The organism is Clostridium chauvoei (assembly GCF_002327185.1).
Lineage (GTDB): Bacteria > Bacillota > Clostridia > Clostridiales > Clostridiaceae > Clostridium > Clostridium chauvoei.
This window is the reverse complement of record NZ_CP018624.1, coordinates 2229898-2252883: the sequence shown is the minus strand read 5'-3', so window position 1 is coordinate 2252883 and position 22986 is coordinate 2229898. Positions and strand designations below refer to the sequence as shown.

Annotated in this window: 22 protein-coding genes and 2 pseudogenes; 13 read left to right on the top strand and 11 right to left on the bottom strand. The window is 26.2% G+C overall.

Annotated features, from left to right (window positions below; translation table 11 throughout):
* Positions 1 to 76: 76 nt before the first annotated feature.
* From BTM21_RS10550 to BTM21_RS10535, 4 genes are all read right to left on the bottom strand, one after another.
* A complete protein-coding gene (locus tag BTM21_RS10550; protein ID WP_021874723.1) occupies positions 77 to 850 on the bottom strand; it encodes a hypothetical protein in 774 nt (257 codons plus the stop codon).
* Positions 851 to 921: 71 nt separating this feature from the next.
* Positions 922 to 1413: a hypothetical protein gene (locus tag BTM21_RS10545; protein WP_079481071.1), complete on the bottom strand. Its 492-nt coding sequence runs from the start codon at positions 1411 to 1413 to the stop codon at positions 922 to 924.
* Positions 1414 to 1764: 351 nt separating this feature from the next.
* Positions 1765 to 3054, bottom strand: coding sequence for a glycoside hydrolase family 125 protein (locus tag BTM21_RS10540; protein WP_021874725.1), 1290 nt, complete (start codon positions 3052 to 3054; stop codon positions 1765 to 1767).
* A gap of 28 nt (positions 3055 to 3082) precedes the next feature.
* Positions 3083 to 3757, bottom strand: a complete 675-nt coding sequence (locus tag BTM21_RS10535) for a DUF624 domain-containing protein (RefSeq protein WP_021874726.1) — start codon at positions 3755 to 3757, stop codon at positions 3083 to 3085.
* 227 nt (positions 3758 to 3984) lie between these two features.
* Here BTM21_RS10535 and BTM21_RS10530 point away from each other — a divergent pair, with 227 nt between their 5' ends.
* The 6 genes and pseudogenes from BTM21_RS10530 to BTM21_RS10505 all read left to right on the top strand — a co-directional run bounded on the left by BTM21_RS10530 (position 3985) and on the right by BTM21_RS10505 (position 10327).
* Positions 3985 to 5760, top strand: coding sequence for a sensor histidine kinase (locus BTM21_RS10530; protein WP_079481072.1), 1776 nt, complete (start codon positions 3985 to 3987; stop codon positions 5758 to 5760).
* Complete coding sequence (locus BTM21_RS10525; protein ID WP_079481073.1) at positions 5753 to 7267, top strand: response regulator transcription factor; 1515 nt, start codon at positions 5753 to 5755, stop codon at positions 7265 to 7267. The genes BTM21_RS10530 and BTM21_RS10525 overlap by 8 nt, the downstream gene beginning before the upstream one ends.
* A gap of 361 nt (positions 7268 to 7628) precedes the next feature.
* On the top strand, positions 7629 to 8168 hold the full coding sequence (locus BTM21_RS10520; protein ID WP_079481074.1) for an RNA polymerase sigma factor: 540 nt from the start codon (positions 7629 to 7631) through the stop codon (positions 8166 to 8168).
* Positions 8169 to 8172: 4 nt separating this feature from the next.
* Complete coding sequence (locus BTM21_RS10515; protein ID WP_021874730.1) at positions 8173 to 9513, top strand: DUF4179 domain-containing protein; 1341 nt, start codon at positions 8173 to 8175, stop codon at positions 9511 to 9513.
* Between the two features lie 77 nt (positions 9514 to 9590).
* Positions 9591 to 9953 (top strand): annotated as a pseudogene (locus BTM21_RS10510) (IS3 family transposase); the annotation flags it as partial.
* 35 nt (positions 9954 to 9988) lie between these two features.
* The gene (locus BTM21_RS10505; RefSeq protein WP_242944827.1) at positions 9989 to 10327 is read left to right on the top strand and encodes a DUF4362 domain-containing protein; all 339 of its coding nucleotides are present in this window, start codon (positions 9989 to 9991) and stop codon (positions 10325 to 10327) included.
* Between the two features lie 330 nt (positions 10328 to 10657).
* On the opposite strand, the gene BTM21_RS10500 is transcribed toward BTM21_RS10505, so the two are convergent.
* The 5 genes from BTM21_RS10500 to BTM21_RS10480 all read right to left on the bottom strand — a co-directional run bounded on the left by BTM21_RS10500 (position 10658) and on the right by BTM21_RS10480 (position 15865).
* A complete protein-coding gene (locus BTM21_RS10500; protein WP_079481036.1) occupies positions 10658 to 12097 on the bottom strand; it encodes a DDE-type integrase/transposase/recombinase in 1440 nt (479 codons plus the stop codon).
* 476 nt (positions 12098 to 12573) lie between these two features.
* Positions 12574 to 13266, bottom strand: a complete 693-nt coding sequence (locus BTM21_RS10495) for an ABC transporter ATP-binding protein (RefSeq protein WP_079481076.1) — start codon at positions 13264 to 13266, stop codon at positions 12574 to 12576.
* Entirely contained in the window at positions 13263 to 14456 is a 1194-nt protein-coding gene (locus BTM21_RS10490; protein ID WP_131431558.1) for an ABC transporter permease family protein, read from the bottom strand. Before BTM21_RS10490 ends, BTM21_RS10495 begins: the two co-directional genes overlap by 4 nt.
* 2 nt (positions 14457 to 14458) lie before the next feature.
* Positions 14459 to 15487, bottom strand: a complete 1029-nt coding sequence (locus BTM21_RS10485; RefSeq protein ID WP_161493077.1) for an ABC transporter permease — start codon at positions 15485 to 15487, stop codon at positions 14459 to 14461.
* Between the two features lie 90 nt (positions 15488 to 15577).
* Positions 15578 to 15865: a hypothetical protein gene (locus tag BTM21_RS10480; RefSeq protein ID WP_021874736.1), complete on the bottom strand. Its 288-nt coding sequence runs from the start codon at positions 15863 to 15865 to the stop codon at positions 15578 to 15580.
* 267 nt (positions 15866 to 16132) lie between these two features.
* Between BTM21_RS10480 and BTM21_RS10475 the strand changes: the two genes are divergently transcribed.
* The 5 genes and pseudogenes from BTM21_RS10475 to BTM21_RS14245 all read left to right on the top strand — a co-directional run.
* Entirely contained in the window at positions 16133 to 17347 is a 1215-nt protein-coding gene (locus tag BTM21_RS10475) for a DDE-type integrase/transposase/recombinase (RefSeq protein WP_079481077.1), read from the top strand.
* A gap of 398 nt (positions 17348 to 17745) precedes the next feature.
* Positions 17746 to 18510 carry a hypothetical protein gene (locus BTM21_RS10470; RefSeq protein ID WP_021874737.1) on the top strand — a complete coding sequence of 255 codons (765 nt, stop codon included), beginning with the start codon at positions 17746 to 17748 and terminating at the stop codon, positions 18508 to 18510.
* A 74-nt stretch (positions 18511 to 18584) separates the two neighbouring features.
* Positions 18585 to 18887, top strand: a complete 303-nt coding sequence (locus BTM21_RS10465; protein ID WP_021874738.1) for a hypothetical protein — start codon at positions 18585 to 18587, stop codon at positions 18885 to 18887.
* A 24-nt stretch (positions 18888 to 18911) separates the two neighbouring features.
* Positions 18912 to 19415, top strand: coding sequence for a hypothetical protein (locus BTM21_RS10460; RefSeq protein WP_021874739.1), 504 nt, complete (start codon positions 18912 to 18914; stop codon positions 19413 to 19415).
* 269 nt (positions 19416 to 19684) lie between these two features.
* Positions 19685 to 19956: pseudogene (locus BTM21_RS14245) on the top strand (transposase); the annotation flags it as partial.
* Between the two features lie 178 nt (positions 19957 to 20134).
* On the opposite strand, the gene BTM21_RS10455 reads toward BTM21_RS14245, so the two are convergent.
* Positions 20135 to 20440, bottom strand: coding sequence for a hypothetical protein (locus BTM21_RS10455; RefSeq protein WP_079481078.1), 306 nt, complete (start codon positions 20438 to 20440; stop codon positions 20135 to 20137).
* A gap of 214 nt (positions 20441 to 20654) precedes the next feature.
* The gene (locus BTM21_RS10450; protein WP_021874740.1) at positions 20655 to 21041 is read right to left on the bottom strand and encodes a hypothetical protein; all 387 of its coding nucleotides are present in this window, start codon (positions 21039 to 21041) and stop codon (positions 20655 to 20657) included.
* A 402-nt stretch (positions 21042 to 21443) separates the two neighbouring features.
* Between BTM21_RS10450 and BTM21_RS10445 the strand changes: the two genes are divergently transcribed.
* Together BTM21_RS10445 and BTM21_RS10440 are read left to right on the top strand one after the other, a co-directional pair.
* The gene (locus BTM21_RS10445; RefSeq protein ID WP_021874741.1) at positions 21444 to 21725 is read left to right on the top strand and encodes a PBECR4 domain-containing protein; all 282 of its coding nucleotides are present in this window, start codon (positions 21444 to 21446) and stop codon (positions 21723 to 21725) included.
* Positions 21726 to 22009: 284 nt separating this feature from the next.
* The gene (locus tag BTM21_RS10440; RefSeq protein ID WP_021874742.1) at positions 22010 to 22969 is read left to right on the top strand and encodes an ABC transporter permease; all 960 of its coding nucleotides are present in this window, start codon (positions 22010 to 22012) and stop codon (positions 22967 to 22969) included.
* Positions 22970 to 22986 lie beyond the last annotated feature (17 nt).

The following is a 22986-nucleotide window of genomic DNA, read 5'->3' as shown; positions in this document are numbered from 1 at the left end:
ACTATTTATTATTTGACTTGTACAATTTTTAATGCATAGTATTATCTTCTAAAAATAGAATAAAAATAAATTATAATTATAGATATTTATTTAAAGTATCTTTTATATATTGAGGGAAAAATAAAGTTAAATCTGAATGATTTTTATAATTATGAATGTCAAAGGAATAATTTAAATTTAGTTCTTTAATTTTATTTATTAGAGGTTCTATTTCAGGTTCAAAGGTTTCTTCCTCTGTAGAATAGTGAATATATATTTCATTTTTATTATTACAATTAGAAATTAACTTGTATTCCAATAAATTATTAAGGTAATCTATAGATTTCTTATCAGTATCGCCCATAATATATTGAAGAATTTCTTCATGACCAGGTAAACTAAGATAATTCCCTAATTTATATTGAGGAGCACCTGATATAATTACGCTATTATTTCTATCAAGACCAAAATATAATGCAGCGTAGCCACCTTTACTAGAGCCTATGAATATTTCTTTTTTTATATTTAAATTATTGGATATAGAAGCTATTAGAGAAGACACATCAGATTGAATATTAAAATCGTTATCTTTACCTAAATAATAAGCACCTCTACCATCAAATCCAAAATCATCTAATATAAATAGCTTATTAACGTTGAATTTTTCTAAGGTTCTTAGATAATTGTATCGAGCCTTTTGACCTTTTTTAGTGCATGAAGTAAATACAACTAATAAAATATCAGAAGTTTTATTTTTATGTAATAAATAATTTATAGGATATTTTTCACCCTTAAAAGATTTTTGTTTAAATTTCATATAGAATTTAGTTTTAATTAAGTCTAAAAATTTATAAATTTTATTAATAATCATTTTTTCACCTCAATATAAATATTAATTTTCAATTTATTTGGATAACTTATTATGTGGGGAGAATATGTAAATTAATCAATAATATGAGTTAAAGTTAATATACTATCTGAAGTAGAAACATCAAATAAAATATTATCATCAAAGTGAGCAACTCCAATTCCATTTTCATAAAATGAACAATCTAAAGATATGTAATATTTAGTTTCATCAGGGTATCCATATAAATAACAAACTACTTCATCTCTATTTAAAAACATCATGTGATTCATACCTTCACTTACAGTTTTAGCAATATTAAAATTCAAACCAATAGTTTCATAAATATCTTTTTTTGTTGTATAAGGTGAAAAGGAATAGACTTTATCCCATTCAAATTCGGTAAGATCATTTAACATGATTGGGCTTGAAGATGGGGAAAGTCCTAAAATTTTATTTTTTAATAATGTAGAATTTGAATCACATAAATTAGTTTTATCAAAATCTAAGAATATATCAAAGCTAAAAATTAAAAGTAAAAAAAGCAGGATTCTCTTATAAAATTTAAAAGTTTTATTTAAAGACATAAAAAACTCCTTAATTTTCATATAAATAATTTTAATTAGATTATACTTATAAATTATCAGTTAATCAAGGAGATAAATAACAGATAGTTACAAAAACAGTTAATTAATTAACAGAAATATATATCGCGTTTAAAGAGGAGATGTGGGAAGTAGAATTTTAGAGGATAGAAGGATTAAAAGAATAACTTTTCATTATATTAATTTAAATAAATTTAATTAATATAATAAAATTTGAAATTATTATTAAATTATTATTAATTATTAAGAAATATGAGGAAGAATGAAAGATTTATAAAAAAAGGCTGTCTCTTGTAAATAATTTTTACGAGACAGCCCTAATTTTATTATAATTTAATTTTGTAAAATCTTTTCATATACAAAATGAGCAAATAATGAATTTGACCAAGCAAACCAATCTCTTGTAAATTCCTTTGGATTATTACAATAGAAGCCTTCATGCATAAATCCAGTATCACCATCTGTAGCTAATAAAGTTTTTAATAAATCAGATATTTCTTCTTTGTTATTAGTAGTAAGCCCTGCCATTGAAAGTGCTATATGCCATATGTACTCTGGTGGAGTATGTGGACTTCCAATTCCTTTAGCAGCACTACCTTCATAATAGAAAGGATTATTTTTGCTTAATATAAACTTTCTAGTATTTTGATAAATTTCATCATCAATTCCTCTAAATTCAATATAAGGTATTGATAATAAACTTGGAACATTAGCATCATCCATAAAATTATAGTTTCCTAATCCATCTGTTTCATAAGCATATATCTTACCAAATTCTTTATTTTCTATAATTCCAAATTTCTCAATTCCATTTTCAATATCAGTTCTTAATTTAAAAGCTTTATCTTTAAGAGAAATATCATTATAAATTGTTTCAGCAATTTCTTCTATATATCTTAAAGCTACAGAAGCAAACATATTAGCAGGAATTAAATATCCATATTTGCAAGCGTCATCACTAGGTCTAAATCCAGACCATGTCATACCTGTATAGCCTACAGGATTTCCAAGACCATTATTACATAAAGTATCTGTTTCAGAACAGTTTAATCTTTGGAAGGAGTAGTCTGACTTTCCAAAGTGATCTTGTTCTGTTATCCATAAATCAATAATTATATTGAAGATATTTTTAATTTCATCATTAAAGAAAGAAGTATCACCTGATTCTTTCCAATACTTATAAATTAATCTTACAGGGTAACATAAAGAATCTATTTCATATTTTCTTTCCCAAACCCAAGGACTATCTTTAGTTATATCGTTGTCCCACTTTTGACCATTAGCTTCTCTATTAAAAGCATTTGCATAAGGATCTATAAGAATACATTTCATTTGTCTCTTTATTAATCCAGTAAAAAGATCCTTTAAATTTTCATTGTTTTTAACAAAAGGTAAGTAATGCTCTACTTGAGAAGTTGAGTCTCTAAGCCACATAGCAGGAATATCCCCAGTTATTACAAAGGCATCATCATCTTCTACAGTAACAGTAGTTTCTATAGTATTAATAAAACAATTAAAAAATAAGGATTTTAATTTTTCATCTTTTATAGAATTGGATAAATCTTGTCCAATACCTATTAATGTTTCTTTTATATTTTCTAGTTTAGTAGTTGTAGAATTCATAATATCCTCCTGAATTAAAACAAATAATTTATTTTGAATAAGACAATTCAAGATCTCTTAATAATGCCTTATTAGAAAATGCTAATAAAAATGTAAATACGCTAGAGATAAATAATACAGTTGTTCCTGGACTTACTTCAAATAAAATAAGTGTAATTGCAGCTATCAAAACATTACATATAGTAAGTATTGGTCTAGTAAAGGTTAATATAATTGATGCCTTTATAAGATCAAGATTTTTCATAGAAAATCTGCTAATTAATATGTATATATAAGGAGTTACTAAAGCTAGAAGTATTAATAATCCTGTAAATATACAAGTAAGTACTAAGTTATATTTAACTGTAGAGAAAAACTTAATATTAGAGTGTAAAATGAAAATTATAAATAATTCAGCACACCAAAATAGAGTGCTTTGCTTAAAATTCATTTTAAATCCACGAATAAAATCTTTTAAAACACTTAAATCTTTATCACGTACTATCTTTCCCATGCAAAATAATAATGTTGTAAAGGCTGCACCAGTAGGTATTAAAGTTACTAAAAATAAAGGTAAATAAGTAAAAATGTTACTTATACCTACAAATAGGAAAAATAAAACAACTGGAATATTTAATATCATAAAAAAGATATTAAGCAAAAAGAACCAAAAGACATAGTTGAAAAAATCAAGTAACTTTTGGATATTAAAAACTTCGTTCATAAATTAGTCACTCCTTTTGTAATTGTTTACCCGAGATGATTATAGTATAATTTATAGGATGTCAGAATTCAAAGTTTTATACAACAATTCAGAAAAATTCTATAAAAACTTCATTAAATCAATAAAATGGCATCTATAAAAAATTTAATAAAAATATTATCATAAACTGATTTTAAAAGGGGGAGGAAAACAATAATTTAAAAAGGGGATAAAAAGAGAGGGATAATATGTTAATAAAGCAATCTATGATATACAAAAGGTTATTTATTATTTACACAATAGTTGTAGTTTTTTTGCTTGTAAGTTTAGATTTTTATTTTATAAAAAAGTCAGCTAATGACATTAAGGAAAATAGCTTGTATATAAACGAAAAACTTGTACATGATGTGAATGATGAAATACATAAAGTAAGTACTTCTACAAATATAATAATAAATAACATGTATAAAGATCAAAAGCTTATGGATGATATTTTAGGCTTTTTATCAACAGATATGTTATCTTACTTAAAGTGGAAAATTGATAGATTTGCAAAAAGTGATGATTATTATTATAAGGGGATAGAGTACTTTACAGAGATGACTTTCAATGGAAATCCATATATAGAAAGTATATCTTTTATAAGTTACGATACAGAAAGCATAACGAATTTTACTAGAAATAAGCTAATTACTGTAAAAGAACTTAGGGATTTGGAATTAAAAGCAGATTCAAACTTTGGATATCCAGATATCATTTGTAATGATAAATTTATAACCTATATTAGAGCGATAAGAGAGCCAATAACTCTAAAGCCAAAAGGTTTAATATTCATTAAGTATGATTTATCTTATATAAAAAATATACTTAATAATTATGAAGATAAATATGAACTTATGCTTTTAAGCAATAAGGGGTTTGTCATTTATGATTCTACTGAAAAATATAAAAATAAGCATTATCCATACTTTGAATTATTATCAGATACAAAAAAACAAGTATATTTAGATGAAGCATATGAGATTAATACTATGGTAGACACTAATTCAGGAATTATGACTATAGGGAAAATAAAAAGTAATGAAATAAAAAGTTTGCCTATTAATTTCTATAGTTCTTTAATTTTTATAGACATATTATTATTTGTAATAGTAGAGATTCTACTTTATATAAAATTTGAGAAATTAGCAGAAAGAATGGACAATATAATGGTTGTTATGGAGCAGGTAAAGCAGGGTAAAACCGATGTTTCCATACCAATAAGCTACGAAAAGGATGAACTAAACTTTATATCTCAAAGCTTTAATGATATGTGTGAAAAGCTAGATCAACATATAAAGAAAAGTTATTTAGCAGAATTAAATCAAAAAGAAGCAGAGTTAAATCAAAAGAAAGCTGAAATGATGGCTCTTCAAAATCAAATAGATCCACACTTTTTATATAATACTTTAGAATCAATAAGAATGAAGGCTATATGTAATGGAGATAAAGAAGTTGGTAAAATGCTTTATATATTAGCATTCTTATTTAGAAATCAGTTAAAAGAAAAGGATCTTATAACTATTAAAAGTGAAATAGATTACTGTCAAAAGTATATAGAAATATTTAAATTCAGATATGAAGACAAGTTTGAGTTTAATATAGATTGTGATGAAGAGGCTTTAGATAAGCAGATAATAAAATTTACATTACAGCCCCTTATAGAAAATTATTTTGTTCATGGGATAAGACTAGAAGATAAAGACAATAAGCTTAATATAAAAATAGTAAAAGAAGATGAAAATATAAAAATAATCATCAGAGATAATGGAAGAGGAATACCAAAGGAAAAATTAGATTCTATAAATAGAATGATAGAAAACAAGGAGGAGTTTGGAAAATCTATAGGGATTTTAAATGCTCATAAAAGAATAATAATACACTATGGGGATACGTATGGAATCAAAATAGCAAATGGAGAGGAACGAGGAACTGTCATTTCTGTAAAGATACCATGTAGAGAGGTGGAAGAATATAATGTATAAAGTTATGTTGGTTGATGATGAAAAATTAATATTACAAGGGCTATTAAATATTATTGAATGGGATAAGTTAGACTTAAAAGTTATACATTCAGCAGAAGATGGGAAGGAAGCACTAGAAAAATTCAAAGAGACTCCAGTTGATATTATAGTAACAGATATTAATATGCCTAGATTAACAGGTCTTGAACTTTTAAAAGAAGTTAAAAAGTTAAATAATAACGTAAAATTTATAATTTTAAGTGGGTATGATGAATTTAACTATGCAAGAACAGCTATAAGATTAGGAGTAGAAAATTATATATTAAAACCTATAGATGAAGAAGAATTAGAAGCTACTCTAAAAAAACTTAGAAATAAAATTGAAGAAGAAAGATCAATAGATATGAGGGTTTTAGAGAAAAATAGCGTACTATTACAATTTATAAACGGAAAAATAAGCAAAGATGAATTAAGTCATATGAAAGATTCAATAAATATTGGACTTGATGAAAAAAGCTATATTGTAAGTAGTATAAATGTTAATAATAGAGATACTAACGAAAATAACAATATATATGAAATATTAGAAGAAATTACAGAAGGAAAATATGAAGTTTTATATAAATTTGATGGACATATAATACTTATTAATACATGGAATAGAGATGTTAATAAAGAAGAAATTTTAAAGTATTATAACAAAGTAAGAGAAAAACTTTCAAATGAATTAAATGCAGATGTATTTATAGCAATAGGCGAAAAAGTAGACTCTATAGAGAAGCTAGAAGAAAGCTACAGAGTTTCTAATAACTTAAAGAAATATGTATTAACAGAAGGGTTTAATATATGTTTAAGTAAAGAAGATGTTTGGAACTTAGAAAAAGAAAATAGAAGCTTCCATGATGAAATAGAAACTATAAATAAACTTGTTATAGAAAAAAACAAACCAGAATTAGAAAAATATATTTTAAGTTTATTTGATCAAAAACTAACACCAAGAAATATATACGATTTATCTATAAAAACAATTTTTCTTATGGATAAGGTTTCAGAAGAATTTAGACTTGATGTTAAATATCGTAAAGATAGCTTAAGAGATACCTTAGTAAAACTTTGCAATGAAAGTGCAATAGATAACATAAAATCCTTTATCTTAGGAGAAATAGATGAGCTAATGGAGCTTATGACTTCAAATACAGTAAAATATAGCCCTGTAGTACAGCAGGTTGTAAATACAGTTAACGAAAAATACTGCGAAGAGTTAAGCCTAAAAACCCTTGCACATTATTACAATATAAATAGCTCATACTTAGGACAAATCTTTACTAAAGAAGTAGGAAGCTCTTTTTCAGACTATCTAAATAAAGTTAAAAATATGAAAGCAAAAGAACTTATACTAAACACGAATATGAAAATAAATGATATTGCAAAAGCTGTAGGGTATTTTGATACTAGCTATTTCTATAGAAAGTTCAAAAAATACTATGGGGTTTGCCCATCCACCTTAAGAGAAATGAAAAATTATTAGTTAAAAAGAGTAGAACCTATAAATAATCATTTGTAGGTTCTACTCTTAATATTATACACTTTTAAAATTAAAAATTATAATTTTAATACAAGAATCGTGCAAATTATTCTCATCATGAAAACATATTTTTAAATTTATAGTTTACTTTTCAGTATAAATACTCTTTATAGTAAGTATAAACCCAAAATAGTACTATAATTGGTTTATTAATACGACTAAAAGGAGATTTGTAAAATAGTATTTATTAATCTTTAGTTAAAGACAAGTCTAGAAGCTAGAGATATAATTTATTTTTTATAATATGAGTTATATGGAACTATTCATAAAAATTATATATCTAATGAGTAGAAGGAGGGATATTTTGAAAACTATAAATTATTCTGATAGAAGAGTAAACAACCCTGAACATATAACATTCTTGGCTCAAAAGGGGGAAGAAGATGCCTTTACATCTTTAATAGAACTCAATGCAACTGCTTATTATAGAATAGCAAAAGGAGTTTTATCATCTGAGGAAGATGTTAAAGATGCAATTCAAAATACAATAATAATTATATATAATAAATTATATACCTTAAAAAATATAAATTTATTTAAAACTTGGTCAATTAGAATTTTAATTAATGAATGTAATAAGATTTATAATGCAAATAAAAAGGTTGTTAATTTAGAAAGAGTTGAAAATATTTCATCATATACAATTAATTCAGATGATGAAATAGATCTTTATAATGCAATTTCAACATTATCAAAGGATTTAAGAATACCCACTATACTGTTTTATTTTGATGATTTATCATATAAAGAAATTTCTAAAATTATATCAATTCCTGAAGGAACTGTAAAATCTAGAGTTTTTAGAGCAAAAGAGAAGTTATATGAAATTTTAAAGGAGGATTAGCAGTATGGATGATAATTTTGATAAAGAGTTAAAGGGAATGGCTAAAAAATCCAATGTCAAAGAACCATGGGATATAAAGGAATTAGTTGAAAATGCATGTAAAAATAATAAGAAAATAAATAAATTTTCAAAACCTAAAAAATTTATAATAGCTGCAAGCATGTTAATATTGTGTACAGCATCATTTGGGATATTTGTAAGTGCTAATGTTCAGGAAATCCCTATAATAAATAAGGTTTTAGAGTATTTCACAAAAAGTAATAAAATAGATAAAGGATATGAAGGCAATACAGTTAAAGAAAACTACTCAGCAATTGAAGATAAATACACTGTAGGTATTGAGGATGTATATTTTGATGGGGGGAAATTAGTGTTTTTTTATAAAATAAAAAGCACCGAAGTTCTCGATAAATCAAATGTTTACTATTTAAATACAACTTTGAAGGTTAATGCAAATATTGATGCTACTGGAGCATTAGAGGAGAAAGAATTTATTGATGATTATACTTATTATGGTATGATTAGTTATGGAATAAACTCAAACAGTAGTGAAACCTGGCCAGAGATACTAGATGGAACTATTACTATTAATAGTATAGATATATATGATAAAGATAATATCATAAAAACTATACAAATTAACGAAGAACCATTTAAAATTAATTTAGATAGTAAGAATATAAAGAGTAAAGACCTTTTAATTAATAAGATTATTTCGTATAAGGGATTAAAAAGTGAAGTCACTAAGCTAACAAAATCCCCAACAGGCATAACTATGGAAGTTTTAAACAGTAATCCGTGGAACCAAAATAGTGAAGTATATTTTCGTACTTATTTATGGGATAGTAAAAAAGGAGTTTTAGATTTTAAAGATAAAACGAATGATACTTCCGATGATGGTATAATAATAAGAGAGCAATACGAAAATCCTAGTGAAGATGGGGAATTGTCAATAATCTCTTTTGTTAGTAAGTCAGGACCAGTAGGTAATGGCGAAGATAGAAATGTTACTTATAAATTAGATGAAGGAATTCAATTAGATTTAGGGGATTTAGGGAAATTAGAAGTAGAAAGTATAGTCAATAAGAATGATAAAACTATAATTACAATGAGAACTACAGGATATATCTCAGTTAATCATCTATCAATTATTAATGGAGATCAGAAATATCTAGCTTCACAAACAACAAACAAGGAAGTGTACGGTGATTTAGATATGAAGGCTGACTATATATTCCCAAAGTTAGATAAAGAAACTGGAATATATATAAGATTAGATCATCCTAAGTTATTAGAACTACTAGCTAACCAGACTATAAGAATAAATTTATCTAATCTAAGGTAAGTATGTGAATATAATAAATTAAGACTAATATAAATAAATGAGCAAATATGGCAGAATAGATATTGCTCATTTATTTTTTTTATTCTGATAGAGGGGTTCAGTATGCATCCTGTGACTATCAAGATTTATTAAGAGATACTGGATGTATGCAAAGTATGAGTGCTAAAGGATGTTGTTATGATAATGCTTGTGCAGAATCATTCTTCTCATCTTTAAAGAAAGACTTTCTTTATGGAAGAAAATTTAAAAGGAGAGCGGAATCAAAACAAGCTATAGTTGAATATATTGAATTATTTTATAATGCAAAAAGATTACACTCCACCTTAGACTATAAGTCACTAAGGGAGTATAGAAAAAATTATTATAATAATTTAAATAACTTCGCAAAAATTCCATTTAACGAAGAAATGTTATTGAAAGTAATTCATACATTAAAATAAAAAGTAGTTTATATATGAATTAAGGAGGATGGATGATGTGGAAATTTTTTAAAAGAGAAAAAAGGCAGGTTGACGCAATCATAGATTCTATTGGTATTGTTGATAATAAGTTACCAATATGTAATTTTTTTGACAATGTTATTTTAGGTAAACCAGATTCTATAAAAGTTTTAACACACACAATAGAGGGAGAGCCAGTATTTAGAATAATAACATATGATGGTAATAAAATTAAAATGACTCAAATTTACAATGATAGAACAGAGGTTTTTATTGGTGATAATTTTAAGAAAGAAAAAAATAATAAATTAATCGAATATAATTTATATGAAAAAGAAAAATTTATAATAAGATTATTGTTTTACAGAAATTAAAAAAAGGCAGTTTTATTCTGCCTTTTTTATTCACTAAAGATTATTTTAGCGAAGTTATATCTAATTTTTATCTTAAAAAGATAATTATATAATAAATAATCTATTTTAAAGTATCTATTCAAATTTTTTTAAATAGATTATTAATAAATTATATGGCCATATGATTATTTGATAGTGTAAAGTTTCGTATGAAAAAATAGCTTATGGCTAATTTGGAATAATAGTTAAAAATATCTTTATAATATCTAAGAAAATTTTAAAATTGAATATGCTAAAAAGACCTTCGGTAACGGAGGCAAAAACTTAATCAATATTTGATTTTATGATTTATCAAGAAGTTTGTGATTCTTGCATATGTAATATGGTTTGTTGACCGAGACTGATAAGAATTTGCCACTTTGCAGACATATTGTCAATACCATCTAGTTGCTTTAATTCGTTTAAAGGACGCCAGTAATTGTAAGGATGCGGGCGTAAGAAGTTGTAATAAGCAACCCAAAGGGAGAAGCCATAAAGAGCACCTTCATCACTTCCATAACCACAGGTACCCCTGTAGGAAGATTTAAAGGTACGGTTTAAACGCTCTACAACTTGCTTAACCCAACGAAATTCTTCAGATACTGGATCATCGTTAGTAAGTCCGATAACTTGAGTTAGATTAAATTCTTTATTTTTTTCTAATTCAAATTGTTGCTTCGCTAACGGATATGAACTGTAACCATCGGCAACGAAGTTTAAAGCTTTTCCAGGGAAGTCTTTAAACTTATCAAAAGCCATACGCATTGCTAGTATACAAGGGCCAGTATCTCTTGTATCAGATACTTGATAACCTAGAATAGACCTTTTACAAGCATCCATTACAATCCAGACATAATGCTTAATGCCTTTTACTTTTATATAAGTTTCATCGGCAGAAAGTATTTTAGAGGGTTTGTAATCAAAGGTATCAACAAACGGCTTAATAACAGCAGCTGCTGTTAGAGCATAATTAGCAACAGTTCTATGTGAAATTTTTATTCCATGAACTTCTTTTAAAACATGAGCTGTTTGTCTTGTAGACATTTTACAATTAACGTGATAAGTCAAGCATAGTCCCATTATATGCGGGCTAAACTTCTTAAAACTAAATCCGGTAGCATGTTTTGATATTGGATATAGATCCATTTTAAAGAAGTTAATATTAAATTCACGATATATGTAATGAAGCTTATACTTGTATTTATCACAAGGATCAATATTCTTTGGAAGATTCTTAAGATTTCTTTGATAGTATAAGCATTTAGAATTATTGCATTTATGTATTTTAAAGTGCTTGCGTTGCTTTTGTTCCGTAAGCGTAGCACCGCAATAAGGACATATAAATACTATTGGTTTAGTTGTGTGATTAGTTTCTTTAAATGTAAGACCACAAACTTTACATTGAAACTGTCCTTTACTGCCATTGTTATCGTATATATATTCATGTGGTGCACCACACTTAGGACATTTAGTTTTTTTAGGGATAGACTTCCCGTTCCGTCTTTGGACGGGTTTTACGGTCTTGTTATATTTATGTTTGTAATAAGCTAAAAGTAATATATAGTCTACCTTTTCAAATCTAATAATTGTGGGTAGCTTATCTACTTTGAATTTTTGGTATTCTGGACTATTAGAATCATCAAATATCATCTGGTTAAGTGGAATATGTTTTGAGATGAATAAAAGTAATTGACCGATAATGGCAATTAAATATTGATTATAAGTAATTAAATAAGTTATAATTGAATCCATAATAACGACATCCTTTCATGTGTGATTTTGTTTGGTTAGAGATTCAATTTTAACATGAAATTAGGGGGTCGTTATTTTTTTATACAAAAAAACTGGCGAAACCTTGATATATAAAGATTTAAAAAGAAAAGTAGTGTAAAAAACTTTACACTAACGATTATTTTTAGGGGGAGTTTTTATGAAAAATTGTTATAGAGAGAATATAAATGATGTAGATGCAATTATAAGATAGCTTTAAAAAAGAAAAAAAAGACAATTTAATTGAATATAATCTATATGATAGAGGTAGTTTTGTAGTGAGATTATTATATTATAGAAATTAATTAGATAAATAAAGTTTTAGATTTCACGATTAAAAATGTAATTTAAATAGTATTTAAAAAATGGAAATAATCTAAGAAATTTTTATGGAGATAAATTTCTTAGATTATTTCGACAAATGATAATTAGGGTAAATATGATTTTAGTTATAGAAATTACTCATTTAATATGAAATCTTTAGAATTACTAATAAATTTTCCGTCTTTTATTATATAAGTAGTATGTGCATACTTTGAAACATCTAGATCATGTGTTACTAATATAATTGTTTTCTTATATTTTTCGTTTAATAATTTGAATATTTCTAATATTTTTATACTATTTTCCTCATCTAAAGCACCTGTTGGCTCATCAGCTAAAATTATTTTAGTATCTTGAACTAAAGCTCTAGCAATAGCAACCCTTTGCTGTTGACCTCCAGATAATTCTTTTATTAATTTATTTTTTATATTAAGAATTCCAAGTTCTGATAGATATTTATCAATTAAGTTATGTTTATCAGATTTTTTTCCTTTTCTAAATTTTAAAGGTAGTAAACAATTATTTAAAACAGTCATATCATTTATTAAAGCAAAGTTTTGAAAAATAAAGGATATTTTTGTATTTCTAATCTCTGATAATGAGTTTATATTATTAAAGTTGATTTTTTGATTTTCAAATATATAATCTCCTTTAGTTGGCTTGTCTATCATACCTAGTATATTTAAAAGAGTACTTTTACCACAACCTGATGAACCCATTATAGATATAAAATCTCCTTCATTAATTTGTAAATTTATATTTTTTAGAGCTATTGTTTGATTTTCATTTTTACCATATATTTTTTCAATATTAAGTAGTGTAATCATTTATTAAAATCCTCCATCATTTCCTTAGGTGATAATTTATTTATTTTATTAAAAATAAATTTGAAACAAATTATAATTAATAGAATTACTATAGAAATAGATACTCCCCAATAACAGACTTTATTTTGTACTAAAAATCTTCTGAAAGAAAATTTGCCAACAGTATTAGTTAAAATAAAGCTAGTAATGATTATTATATATAGAATTGGACTAAATTCTAAAATGAATATATTATTAATTTCTTTTTGTTTAAATCCTAAAGAATATAAAATTCCAAATCTATCTTTACTAGATAGAATTTTTATCAATAATGTAATGAACAATGACCCTATTGTTGCTAACATCAAAATTAGTGTCCTAATATTTTTTTTAAAAAGATCATATTTAATTTCTTTAGAAAACCATTCATAGTCTTCTCCATAATTTCTTATTTCAAATAAATTTGAAAAATCTTTCAATGCAGTTTCAACACTTGTTATATCACTATTTGAGATGATTATAGGATCATTGTTATAACTTGAAGTATAGTCTTTATCTTCAATAGGTATAATAAATTTTCCACTAGTATCTTTAGCAGTTAAAATACTATCATAGTGTGTTTGATATAGTATACTTTCTGACATAACACCTATAATGTGAAAATCATTTCCGTTGAATTTAATTATATCTCCAATTTTAAATTTATTAGAAAAATTAACTCCAACAACTACTGGAATAGTATTTCCTTCAATTTTCCACATATTTTCTTCGATTTGACCATTTATTTTATCACTATGTCTATTTAATGATGTATAATTCATTTTAATAGGCAGAATAGCTGTATTATCTCCAAATATATATTCTTCTCTATTCATCAACAATTTAGGACTAATGTTTAACGTTTTAAGAGGTATACTATATTTTTCATCAGGCATTTCAAGCATAATGCCACCTTTTATATTATTTTTTTCTAAGCTTTTTAATATAGGTAATGGATTTACATTTTGTCCTGAAATATTAGCAGGAGTAAATTTTATTATTATTCCATTTTCAATATCATAGCTTGAATTATATAATTTTGTATATTCAGTTTTGAAAAAGAATGTTGTTAAAAAATTATAGATACAAAATATAGATAATGTTAATTGGATTATTAGTATTATATTTATTACTTTATCTTTTCTAAAAGTAAAAAAAAGTTTATCTTTCATCATTATCTTATATCCTCCAAAATTCTAAATCTTAAAGTATTAATCATACATAATAAAGATGTTAATAAAATTAATATAAATCCGATAATACCTGTCATACAAATGTTAATTAAGTCTACTTTAAAGAAAATATCATCTATATTATTACTGATATAATTTATTGTTATACTTGAAAAATATATTGCAATAAAAAATGCTATTGAAAACATTGGTAATAAACATCTTATGTATTCATATAAGATATGTTTTTGCTTTGCACCAACTAATCGCATTATAGAAAATTTTCTTTTATTTATTTGAACATAACATATACTAAAAATTACTATTGTAAGTATTCCTAAAATTATATCTACTATTTCACCTTCAATAGTCATTGATTTATCAATTGCAAATTTTAATACATTTTTAGCAGGGCTATTATGAATTGCTCCTTTTAAATTTCCAAATGCAATATTTGTATTTTTATCAACAAAACATTGGATTATATTAGACAATTCATTTTCTTTTCTAAGATATTCAATTGGCATAAATGTCATAAATGAAGCATATTGTGAATCTTTTAATACTCCTGCAATTTTACGGTTTTCACCTTGAATCTCTATGTATTCTGTTGAACTGTTTAGTTTATTTAAAGCTTGCATTAATGAATTACCAATAATTACAACATCCGTTCTATTATAAAAATCATTTTTCCCATTTGAAAGCCATTCTATATTAAAATAATCTTCTATATTAAAATTTTCAGATACTCCAATTAGTTTATTTGCATAATCCGTTTCACCAATTCTATTCACAACTAAGGATGGTTGTGTAGCGTATTTATTAATTCCGATAGATTTTAATAATTTATTAGATTCAAGTAAACTTAATGGAGTTTGAAGGTGTATATCTAAGTAGCTAAAAGTATCATTAAACTTATTTTCATCTATAACATATTTTATATTTATATAATTTGAACTAATTATAAAGCTAATTGTAAAAAGTGCTATAGAAAAACCAAGTGTAAGTAGAGTGTTAATATTTTTTTTCATAGTTCCCCCTATCATAAAATATAAAGATATATTCAATTAATTTAAATTGAATATATCTTTAATAATTCAAGTTAAGATTTAAATCATATATTACATATATAATCTAAGTCCACAATTTTGATCAATTGATTGATCTGTAGAATGTAAACTTTCCCAAATTCCAACATTTGCAGCATAACTAGATACACCAACATCTCCTGATTCAGCACCTGTTCTTGTACTATTTCTATCAATTACTCCATTAGTTTTGTATGCATAGAGTTGTACATAAGCCCTATATTTATTATTACTTTTATTTGCAGTTGAGGCATTTGCACTATTTTTAGCACCATTTGTATTGTATAATGACCCTCCGATAACTGTTCCAGTTCCATCCATTTTCCATTGACCAGTTGCTGCATTAGCGATTATTGAACTTCCTCCTACTATTGAGGTTGTTAATAATAAACCTAATAATATTTTTTCATTTTTATTCCCCCTAAGTTTATAAGTTAGTGTAAAGTTTTTTACCCTACTTTTCTTTTTAAATCTTTATATATCAAGGTTTCGCCAGTTTTTTTGTATAAAAAAATAACGACCCCCTAATTTCATGTTAAAATTGAATCTCTCACCAAACAAAATCACACATGAAAGGATATCGTTATTATAGATTCAATTATAACTTATTTAATTACTTATAATCAATATTTAATTGCCATTATCGGTCAATTACTTTTATTCATCTCACAACATATTCCACTTAACCAGATGATATTTGATGATTCTAATAGCCCAGAATACCAAAAATTCAAAGTAGATAAGCTACCCACAATTATTAGATTTGAAAAAGTAGACTATATATTACTTTTAGCTTATTACAAACATAAATATAACAAGACCGTAAAACCCGCCCAAAGACGGAACGGGAAGTCTATCCCTAAAAAAACTAAATGTCCTAAGTGTGGTGCACCACATGAATATATATACGATAACAATGGCAGTAAAGGACAGTTTCAATGTAAAGTTTGTGGTCTTACATTTAAAGAAACTAATTACACAACTAAACCAATAGTATTTATATGTCCTTATTGCGGTGCTACGCTTACGGAACAAAAGCAACGCAAGCACTTTAAAATACATAAATGTAATAATTCTAAATGCTTATACTATCAAAGAAATCTTAAGAATCTTCCAAAGAATATTGATCCTTGTGATAAATACAAGTATAAGCTTCATTACATATATCGTGAATTTAATATTAACTTCTTAAAACTAAATCCAATATCAAAACATGCTACCGGATTTAGTTTTAAGAAGTTTAGCCCGCATATAATGGGACTATGCTTGACTTATCACGTTAATTGTAAAATGTCTATTCTAGGTTATCAAGTATCTGATACAAGAGCTACTGACCCTTGTATACTAACAATGCGTATGGCTTTTGATAAGTTTAAAGACTTCTCTGGAAAAGCTTTAAACTTTGTTGCCGATGGTTACAGTTCATATCCGTTAGCGAAGCAACAATTTGAATTAGAAAAAAATAAAGAATTTAATCTAACTCAAGTTATCGGACTTACTAACGATGATCCAGTATCTGAAGAATTTCGTTGGGTTGAGCAAGTTGTAGAGCGTTTAAACCGTACCTTTAAATCTTCCTACAGGGGTACCTGTGGTTATGGAAGTGATGAAGGTGCTCTTTATGGCTTCTCCCTTTGGGTTGCTTATTACAATTTCTTACGCCCGCATCCTTACAATTACTGGCGTCCTTTAAACGAATTAAAGCAACTAGATGGTATTGACAATATGCCTGCAAAGTGGCAAATTCTTATCAGTCTCGGTCAACAAACCATATTACATATGCAAGAATCACAAACTTCTTGATAAATCATAAAATCAAATATTGATTAAGTTTTTGCCTCCGTTACCGAAGGTCTTTTTAGCATATTCAATTTTAAAATTTTCTTAGATATTGCAAAGATATTTTTAACTATTATTCCAAATTAGCTGTAAGCTATTTTTTCATACGAAACTTTACACTATCGTTTATAAATATTTGTAATAATAATTTACAAATATTACTTTATCATTATAATATAGTTTTTTTTGTAATTATTTGTAGTATATATTGTATTTTAATTCGACATATTCATACAAATTTTTAGAGAAAATTTGTATGAATAAAAGATTAGGAAAAAAGAAACAAAAAAGTTAATATGAATATACAACTATTAAAAGAAATGGTGTAAATCCTGTTGAATTAGCAAATTACTCATTGAATAATGGATTCTGTTAAGGCATCAGCAAACATTTTTACAAGAGAATGTCAAGAATATTGGGTTTTTAGTTTAGATGGAGCTGCTACCCATAATAATTCAATTACTGATGAACAAGATCAGTTAATAGAAAATAAATTAAACTTAGAAAAATTAGGATATGGAAACCTTAGAAACTATAATGGCCAAATAACAGCAGAATGGAATGAACAATTTAATAAAGTAGTAAATCAATTTATATCTGATTTTGGATTGAAAGATAAGTATGATAAATTAGGTGGAAATAAGAAGACACAACTTTATGTTTGGATAAGTCAAGCAGTAAATGGACAAATAATCAAAGTTCAAAGAGATACTGGGTCACAAGGAACAAATAATAAAACACATAAAGAAGTAATAACTTTAGAGAGTATTAGAGAAAACTTTTATTTAGGAATAGGAGATGCACTTATAGGAGCTGTAAAAGGAGTGTTTGAATTTGTAAGTCATCCAATAGATGGAGTAATAGGAGTTGCAAATGGAATCCAATTTCTAAATAAAGTAATAAGTAATCCAAATTGTGAGGAAGCTATAATATTAGATAAAATTATTGTAGAGGCAGTAAATAATTTTATAGATTCAAATTTAAATGAAAAATCTAGAGTGTTAGGACGAATAGTAGGAGAGATACTAATAATAGTAGCGACAGATGGAATAGCAGAATCTATAATGGAGCATCTACCCCAAATAGCAAATCAAGTAAAAAATGGTGGGAAAGTTGAGAAATATTAGAGTCCATTAAGGCATCTAAGGGGGCGGGTAATGCTAGTAAGACAGTATGGGATAATATAAAGATTACTCAGCCTATGTATGATGGTACTAAAATACCTAAATCATTCGAGTTAATAGTTGGTGGAGAAAAGTTCTGGGTACATCCAAATGGTACGAAGCATATGGTTGAATATATAACAAGAGACCCTATGTCACACGGAATGCCTATAAATAGTCAAACTTTACTTTCAAGTTTTCAAAACTCAGTTTCAGGTGCAGTTAAGAAGGGTGTTAAGTATGATGAAATTATGAATGTAGGAAATTGGGAATTAATTTTTAGTAAACCAAGAGGAGAGGGATTATTGCCAGTAATAAAACATGCTGTTTACAAACAATAACCAAACGAAAGGTAGTTATATAATATGTTAAAGGTATTTAAAAATGAAGGAACTAAAAAAGAAAATATAGAATTTGATATATATACACCAATAAATATAGAATTCGGAGTATGGAATATTTCAAAAGAACCAACTATATACTGGAGAACAGGAGATTTTAGTAGCTCGTTAATTGAAATAGGAATAGGGCAGTATAAGAAAGATATACGTTCTATAACATTAACTATATGTAAAAATGTATATGAATTAGATAATTATTCTGAAAACAACTTTAATATATTTAAAGGAAGTCCCATATTAGAATTAGAAAATATTAATGATGAAATATATACAGATGAAAAGGGGACATTGAAAGTATATATAGAAAGTAAAAATGTGAGTATAATATTTTCAGAAAATGAAATTAGTGATTGCTTACAAAATGATAATGTTGATTTCTATCTAGATGCTAATAAATCACTTGTAGGATTAAGCGTTAATAATATTAGTGAGGAAAATAAAGCTATACTTAAGGAAGCATTAGTATAGTTTACAGGTTACTGCAAAACCAATAAAATTCTCACTTCATAATAAGGAGTATTTTAGAATATTATTAAATGAATAAAAGATAAATAATAATCTTAATTCATAATTCTAATAATGTAGTGAGCATGGGGGAAAAGGGGGAAGAGTAGTAGAGAAATTTATAAAGTTAATTTTAGAGTATAAAACTAAAAATACTTTCTAAAATCTTTACCATTAATACTAATCAAGAATGATGTGTTTATTAATAGGTAGCAAAAGAATATAAAAAGGAAATAATTAAATTATTAACTGAACAAGGAAGAAGAGCAACTCATGTTGCTAAAGATATAGGGTTAGTGAGTCAACTATTAGAGGCTGGGTTAAGAAACATGAAGAGTATGGTAACAATGCCTTCCCGGATAGCGGCAACTTAAGTCCTGAAGATGAAGAGTTAAGAATCTTTAAAAAAGAGATTGGCTGATATAGAAGAAGAAAATGCAATATTAAAAAAAGCCATACGCATCTTCACAAAGCCAGAGAAGTAAAATATCAGTTTATATGTGATATTCATCTTTAGCCCTAAATAGTACAGAAATGATTATTATAATAACTTAGATGAGGCTGCTTAAAATTAAATTTTACTTTGTTCTGAGAATCTATATTATCAACTTACATATTATTATAATTTTAGAAAAATCTAAGACTAGGAGTAATCCTAAGAAAAGCATAGAAAATCGTATATTCTATATGTCTAATATACTCAGAATATTCCATAAATCTAATTTAGTGATATCTTTGGCTTTTAATATAGATCTAAATCTATTAACTAACTCTAAAATTTTAGATACATTTGTATATTGACTACATAATAATTCAAATAATTTCGTATCTAAACCTTTAACTGTAGATAATGGTTGATAAAGAAGTTTTAATATTAATTTTCTTTCAACATAAATTGTTGTTTTTTGCCTTTTTGTACTGTTGTTTACTATCAGCTTTAAGCTTGGATATATGCCGTCTAAGTAAGCTAGTAGACCCTGAATATCCATGATTTCTTATCCTAACCTCAATCTCTTTAAAAGGCAACTTTGAAGAAGTTATATACTCATTAATTTCACCGACATACTCTGTTAAATAACCTAATATCTATCATTGCTTCTTTACATGAAGTGCTTTTATTTATACCACTATTATATAATTTTAAGCATTGCTAAAATTAATACATATCAAATTATCAAGTAAATAATTTGTATTCTTTATACATTACAATCTGATTAATATTAAAAATAAACAAATACTTAATAACTCTAACCATAGATAATTTATGAACTCGGCATACTCTGAATACTTCATATCATTAACTAAATCACTCTTAGATACTTTAATTTCAATACCATGTAGATTTAGATTAAAGTGTTCCTTAACTCTTAAATTCTCTGCTACTAAGACATCTATTCTTCTTGATTTAGAAGTAGTACCAGTATATACAGGGAATTCAGTCAAAGTCTTATATTTATCTTGTTCATATGCACCCTTAAACGCTTTTCTATTACATTCTTCACCTAACCATTTAGGTTTAGATAATGCAGCTACAATTTTAGAAGCCGTAATAGTTTCTTTTATTTTTAATACTGAAGCTACTATAAGCATGTATAGAGTATTATACTACTAATAATAGTATATATAACCATTAATTTCAAGCAAATAACTATTAAGATTTTAATTACCGGACTAGAATTAATGTGCTAATATCAAGGTTATATATTCTAAAATTGGACATACTAATATAAAGTAAAATAAAATTATTCAGTTGATTTTTATTGTTATAGTGCTATTATAATATTATAAATAAAGAATAATTTTTATTTGGGTGTACTGACACCTTAATAATCTGAAATATCTACGTGATTTAATTGCACGTCGTTGGTAGGCAACAGAAAAACCTAAAAGATTTGCGTGATTTAATTGCACGCCGTTGGCAGACAACAGAAAAATCAGTAATGGAGTATTTGTACTTGGTACAGGTACTCCATTTTTGCATAGGGGGTCTATATGGCAAAGTTAAATAAAAAGGATGTTTTAAAAACAATAATTTCTTCTGCTAAACTTTATAAGAAGGCTCTTAGTGGTAAACTATCCGTTAATGATTTTGAATTACGAACTGATGGAACTACAGAATTAAAATTACTAGTTTTACCTAGCTTAATGGATTTTAAAGACCATGTTAGAATGATTGGTGAATTTGAGGATTGTAGTCCCAAATTATTTACTGAAGTTCTTGCAGGTAATATTCAAGGTGCATTAGGTTTTGTTCATGATAATAAAGGTGAATAACATAACATTCTATCATAATTTTCAAGCAAGATGTACATACTCTAACTTCTAGTTCAAATCGCTCTTTGAAAATTATATAAGTTTGAATATTTTATCGGTAGGAGTTTTTTATGAATAAAAGAGTCAATGTTTCATTATATAGAAACATTGGCTTTTTTCTATATAAAAAATAATAATCTCTAATTTATACACTAAATCTAAAGTATTTCAACTTTAAGATTAAATATTAAATATGATATATTTTAAATATGGAGAAACGTTTACAAAGGAAGGGGAGGGTTAATATGTTAAAAAAGTCAAAAAAAGAAGAGTCAACTAAGAAGAACAGATTTAAAACATTTAAGAGTAATAAAGAATTATTACTACTTACTATACCAGGAGCTATTTGGTTTCTAATATTCGCATATTTACCAATGTTTGGGGTGGTTGTAGCTTTTAAAGATTGGAGAATACATGGGGGATTCCTAGAGAGCTTAGTTAAAAGTGAATGGGTAGGATTTGATAATTTCAAGTTCTTATTCCAAAGTAGTGATGCTTGGCTAATAACAAAAAATACAATAGCTTATAATGTTGTATTTATAGTATTAGGGATAGTGATTCCAGTAACTCTTGCAATATTGTTAAAAGAGTTATTAAACAAAAGGGGATCAAAATTCTATCAAAGTTCAATGTTTTTACCATACTTTTTATCTTGGGTTGTAGTAAGTTATTGCTTATATGCATTCTTAAGCCCAGAAAAAGGATATATAAATGGACTTTTAACTTCATTTGGAATGGACAAGATATCTTGGTATACAGAACCTAAGTTTTGGCCATTTATCATAATATTTATGAGTCAATGGAAAGGAATTGGATATGGAACTGTTGTATATCTAGCAGCAATATGTGGTATAGATAAAACTTATTATGAAGCAGCAATAATTGATGGGGCTAGTAAGTGGCAACAAATTAAACATATAACAATCCCACTATTAAAACCAGTATTAATTATAATGTTTATAACTGCAGTTGGAGGAATGTTTAAATCAGACTTTGGATTATTCTATCAACTACCTAAAAACTCAGGAGCTTTATATCCAGTAACAAACGTTATAGACACTTACGTATATAGAGGACTTATGAATTTAGGTAATATAGGAATGAGTTCAGCAGCAAGTTTATACCAATCAATTGTAGGACTTGTGCTGATATTAGTAACAAATGGAATCGTTAGAAAAGTAGATAACGAAAACGCATTCTTCTAAGATAAAGGTGGTGTATT

What these genes read in the sequence shown, in the direction of transcription:
- BTM21_RS10550 (WP_021874723.1), bottom strand. Translation starts at nt 850, where the DNA reads ATGATTATTAATAAAATTTATAAATTTTTAGACTTAATTAAAACTAAA.
- BTM21_RS10545 (WP_079481071.1), bottom strand. Translation starts at nt 1,413, where the DNA reads ATGTCTTTAAATAAAACTTTTAAATTTTATAAGAGAATCCTGCTTTTT.
- BTM21_RS10540 (WP_021874725.1), bottom strand. Translation starts at nt 3,054, where the DNA reads ATGAATTCTACAACTACTAAACTAGAAAATATAAAAGAAACATTAATA.
- BTM21_RS10535 (WP_021874726.1), bottom strand. Translation starts at nt 3,757, where the DNA reads ATGAACGAAGTTTTTAATATCCAAAAGTTACTTGATTTTTTCAACTAT.
- BTM21_RS10530 (WP_079481072.1), top strand. Translation starts at nt 3,985, where the DNA reads ATGTTAATAAAGCAATCTATGATATACAAAAGGTTATTTATTATTTAC.
- BTM21_RS10525 (WP_079481073.1), top strand. Translation starts at nt 5,753, where the DNA reads ATGTATAAAGTTATGTTGGTTGATGATGAAAAATTAATATTACAAGGG.
- BTM21_RS10515 (WP_021874730.1), top strand. Translation starts at nt 8,173, where the DNA reads ATGGATGATAATTTTGATAAAGAGTTAAAGGGAATGGCTAAAAAATCC.
- BTM21_RS10505 (WP_242944827.1), top strand. Translation starts at nt 9,989, where the DNA reads ATGTGGAAATTTTTTAAAAGAGAAAAAAGGCAGGTTGACGCAATCATA.
- BTM21_RS10500 (WP_079481036.1), bottom strand. Translation starts at nt 12,097, where the DNA reads ATGGATTCAATTATAACTTATTTAATTACTTATAATCAATATTTAATT.
- BTM21_RS10495 (WP_079481076.1), bottom strand. Translation starts at nt 13,266, where the DNA reads ATGATTACACTACTTAATATTGAAAAAATATATGGTAAAAATGAAAAT.
- BTM21_RS10490 (WP_131431558.1), bottom strand. Translation starts at nt 14,456, where the DNA reads ATGAAAGATAAACTTTTTTTTACTTTTAGAAAAGATAAAGTAATAAAT.
- BTM21_RS10485 (WP_161493077.1), bottom strand. Translation starts at nt 15,487, where the DNA reads ATGAAAAAAAATATTAACACTCTACTTACACTTGGTTTTTCTATAGCA.
- BTM21_RS10480 (WP_021874736.1), bottom strand. Translation starts at nt 15,865, where the DNA reads ATGGATGGAACTGGAACAGTTATCGGAGGGTCATTATACAATACAAAT.
- BTM21_RS10470 (WP_021874737.1), top strand. Translation starts at nt 17,746, where the DNA reads ATGGATTCTGTTAAGGCATCAGCAAACATTTTTACAAGAGAATGTCAA.
- BTM21_RS10465 (WP_021874738.1), top strand. Translation starts at nt 18,585, where the DNA reads ATGTATGATGGTACTAAAATACCTAAATCATTCGAGTTAATAGTTGGT.
- BTM21_RS10460 (WP_021874739.1), top strand. Translation starts at nt 18,912, where the DNA reads ATGTTAAAGGTATTTAAAAATGAAGGAACTAAAAAAGAAAATATAGAA.
- BTM21_RS10455 (WP_079481078.1), bottom strand. Translation starts at nt 20,440, where the DNA reads ATGGATATTCAGGGTCTACTAGCTTACTTAGACGGCATATATCCAAGC.
- BTM21_RS10450 (WP_021874740.1), bottom strand. Translation starts at nt 21,041, where the DNA reads ATGCTTATAGTAGCTTCAGTATTAAAAATAAAAGAAACTATTACGGCT.
- BTM21_RS10445 (WP_021874741.1), top strand. Translation starts at nt 21,444, where the DNA reads ATGGCAAAGTTAAATAAAAAGGATGTTTTAAAAACAATAATTTCTTCT.
- BTM21_RS10440 (WP_021874742.1), top strand. Translation starts at nt 22,010, where the DNA reads ATGTTAAAAAAGTCAAAAAAAGAAGAGTCAACTAAGAAGAACAGATTT.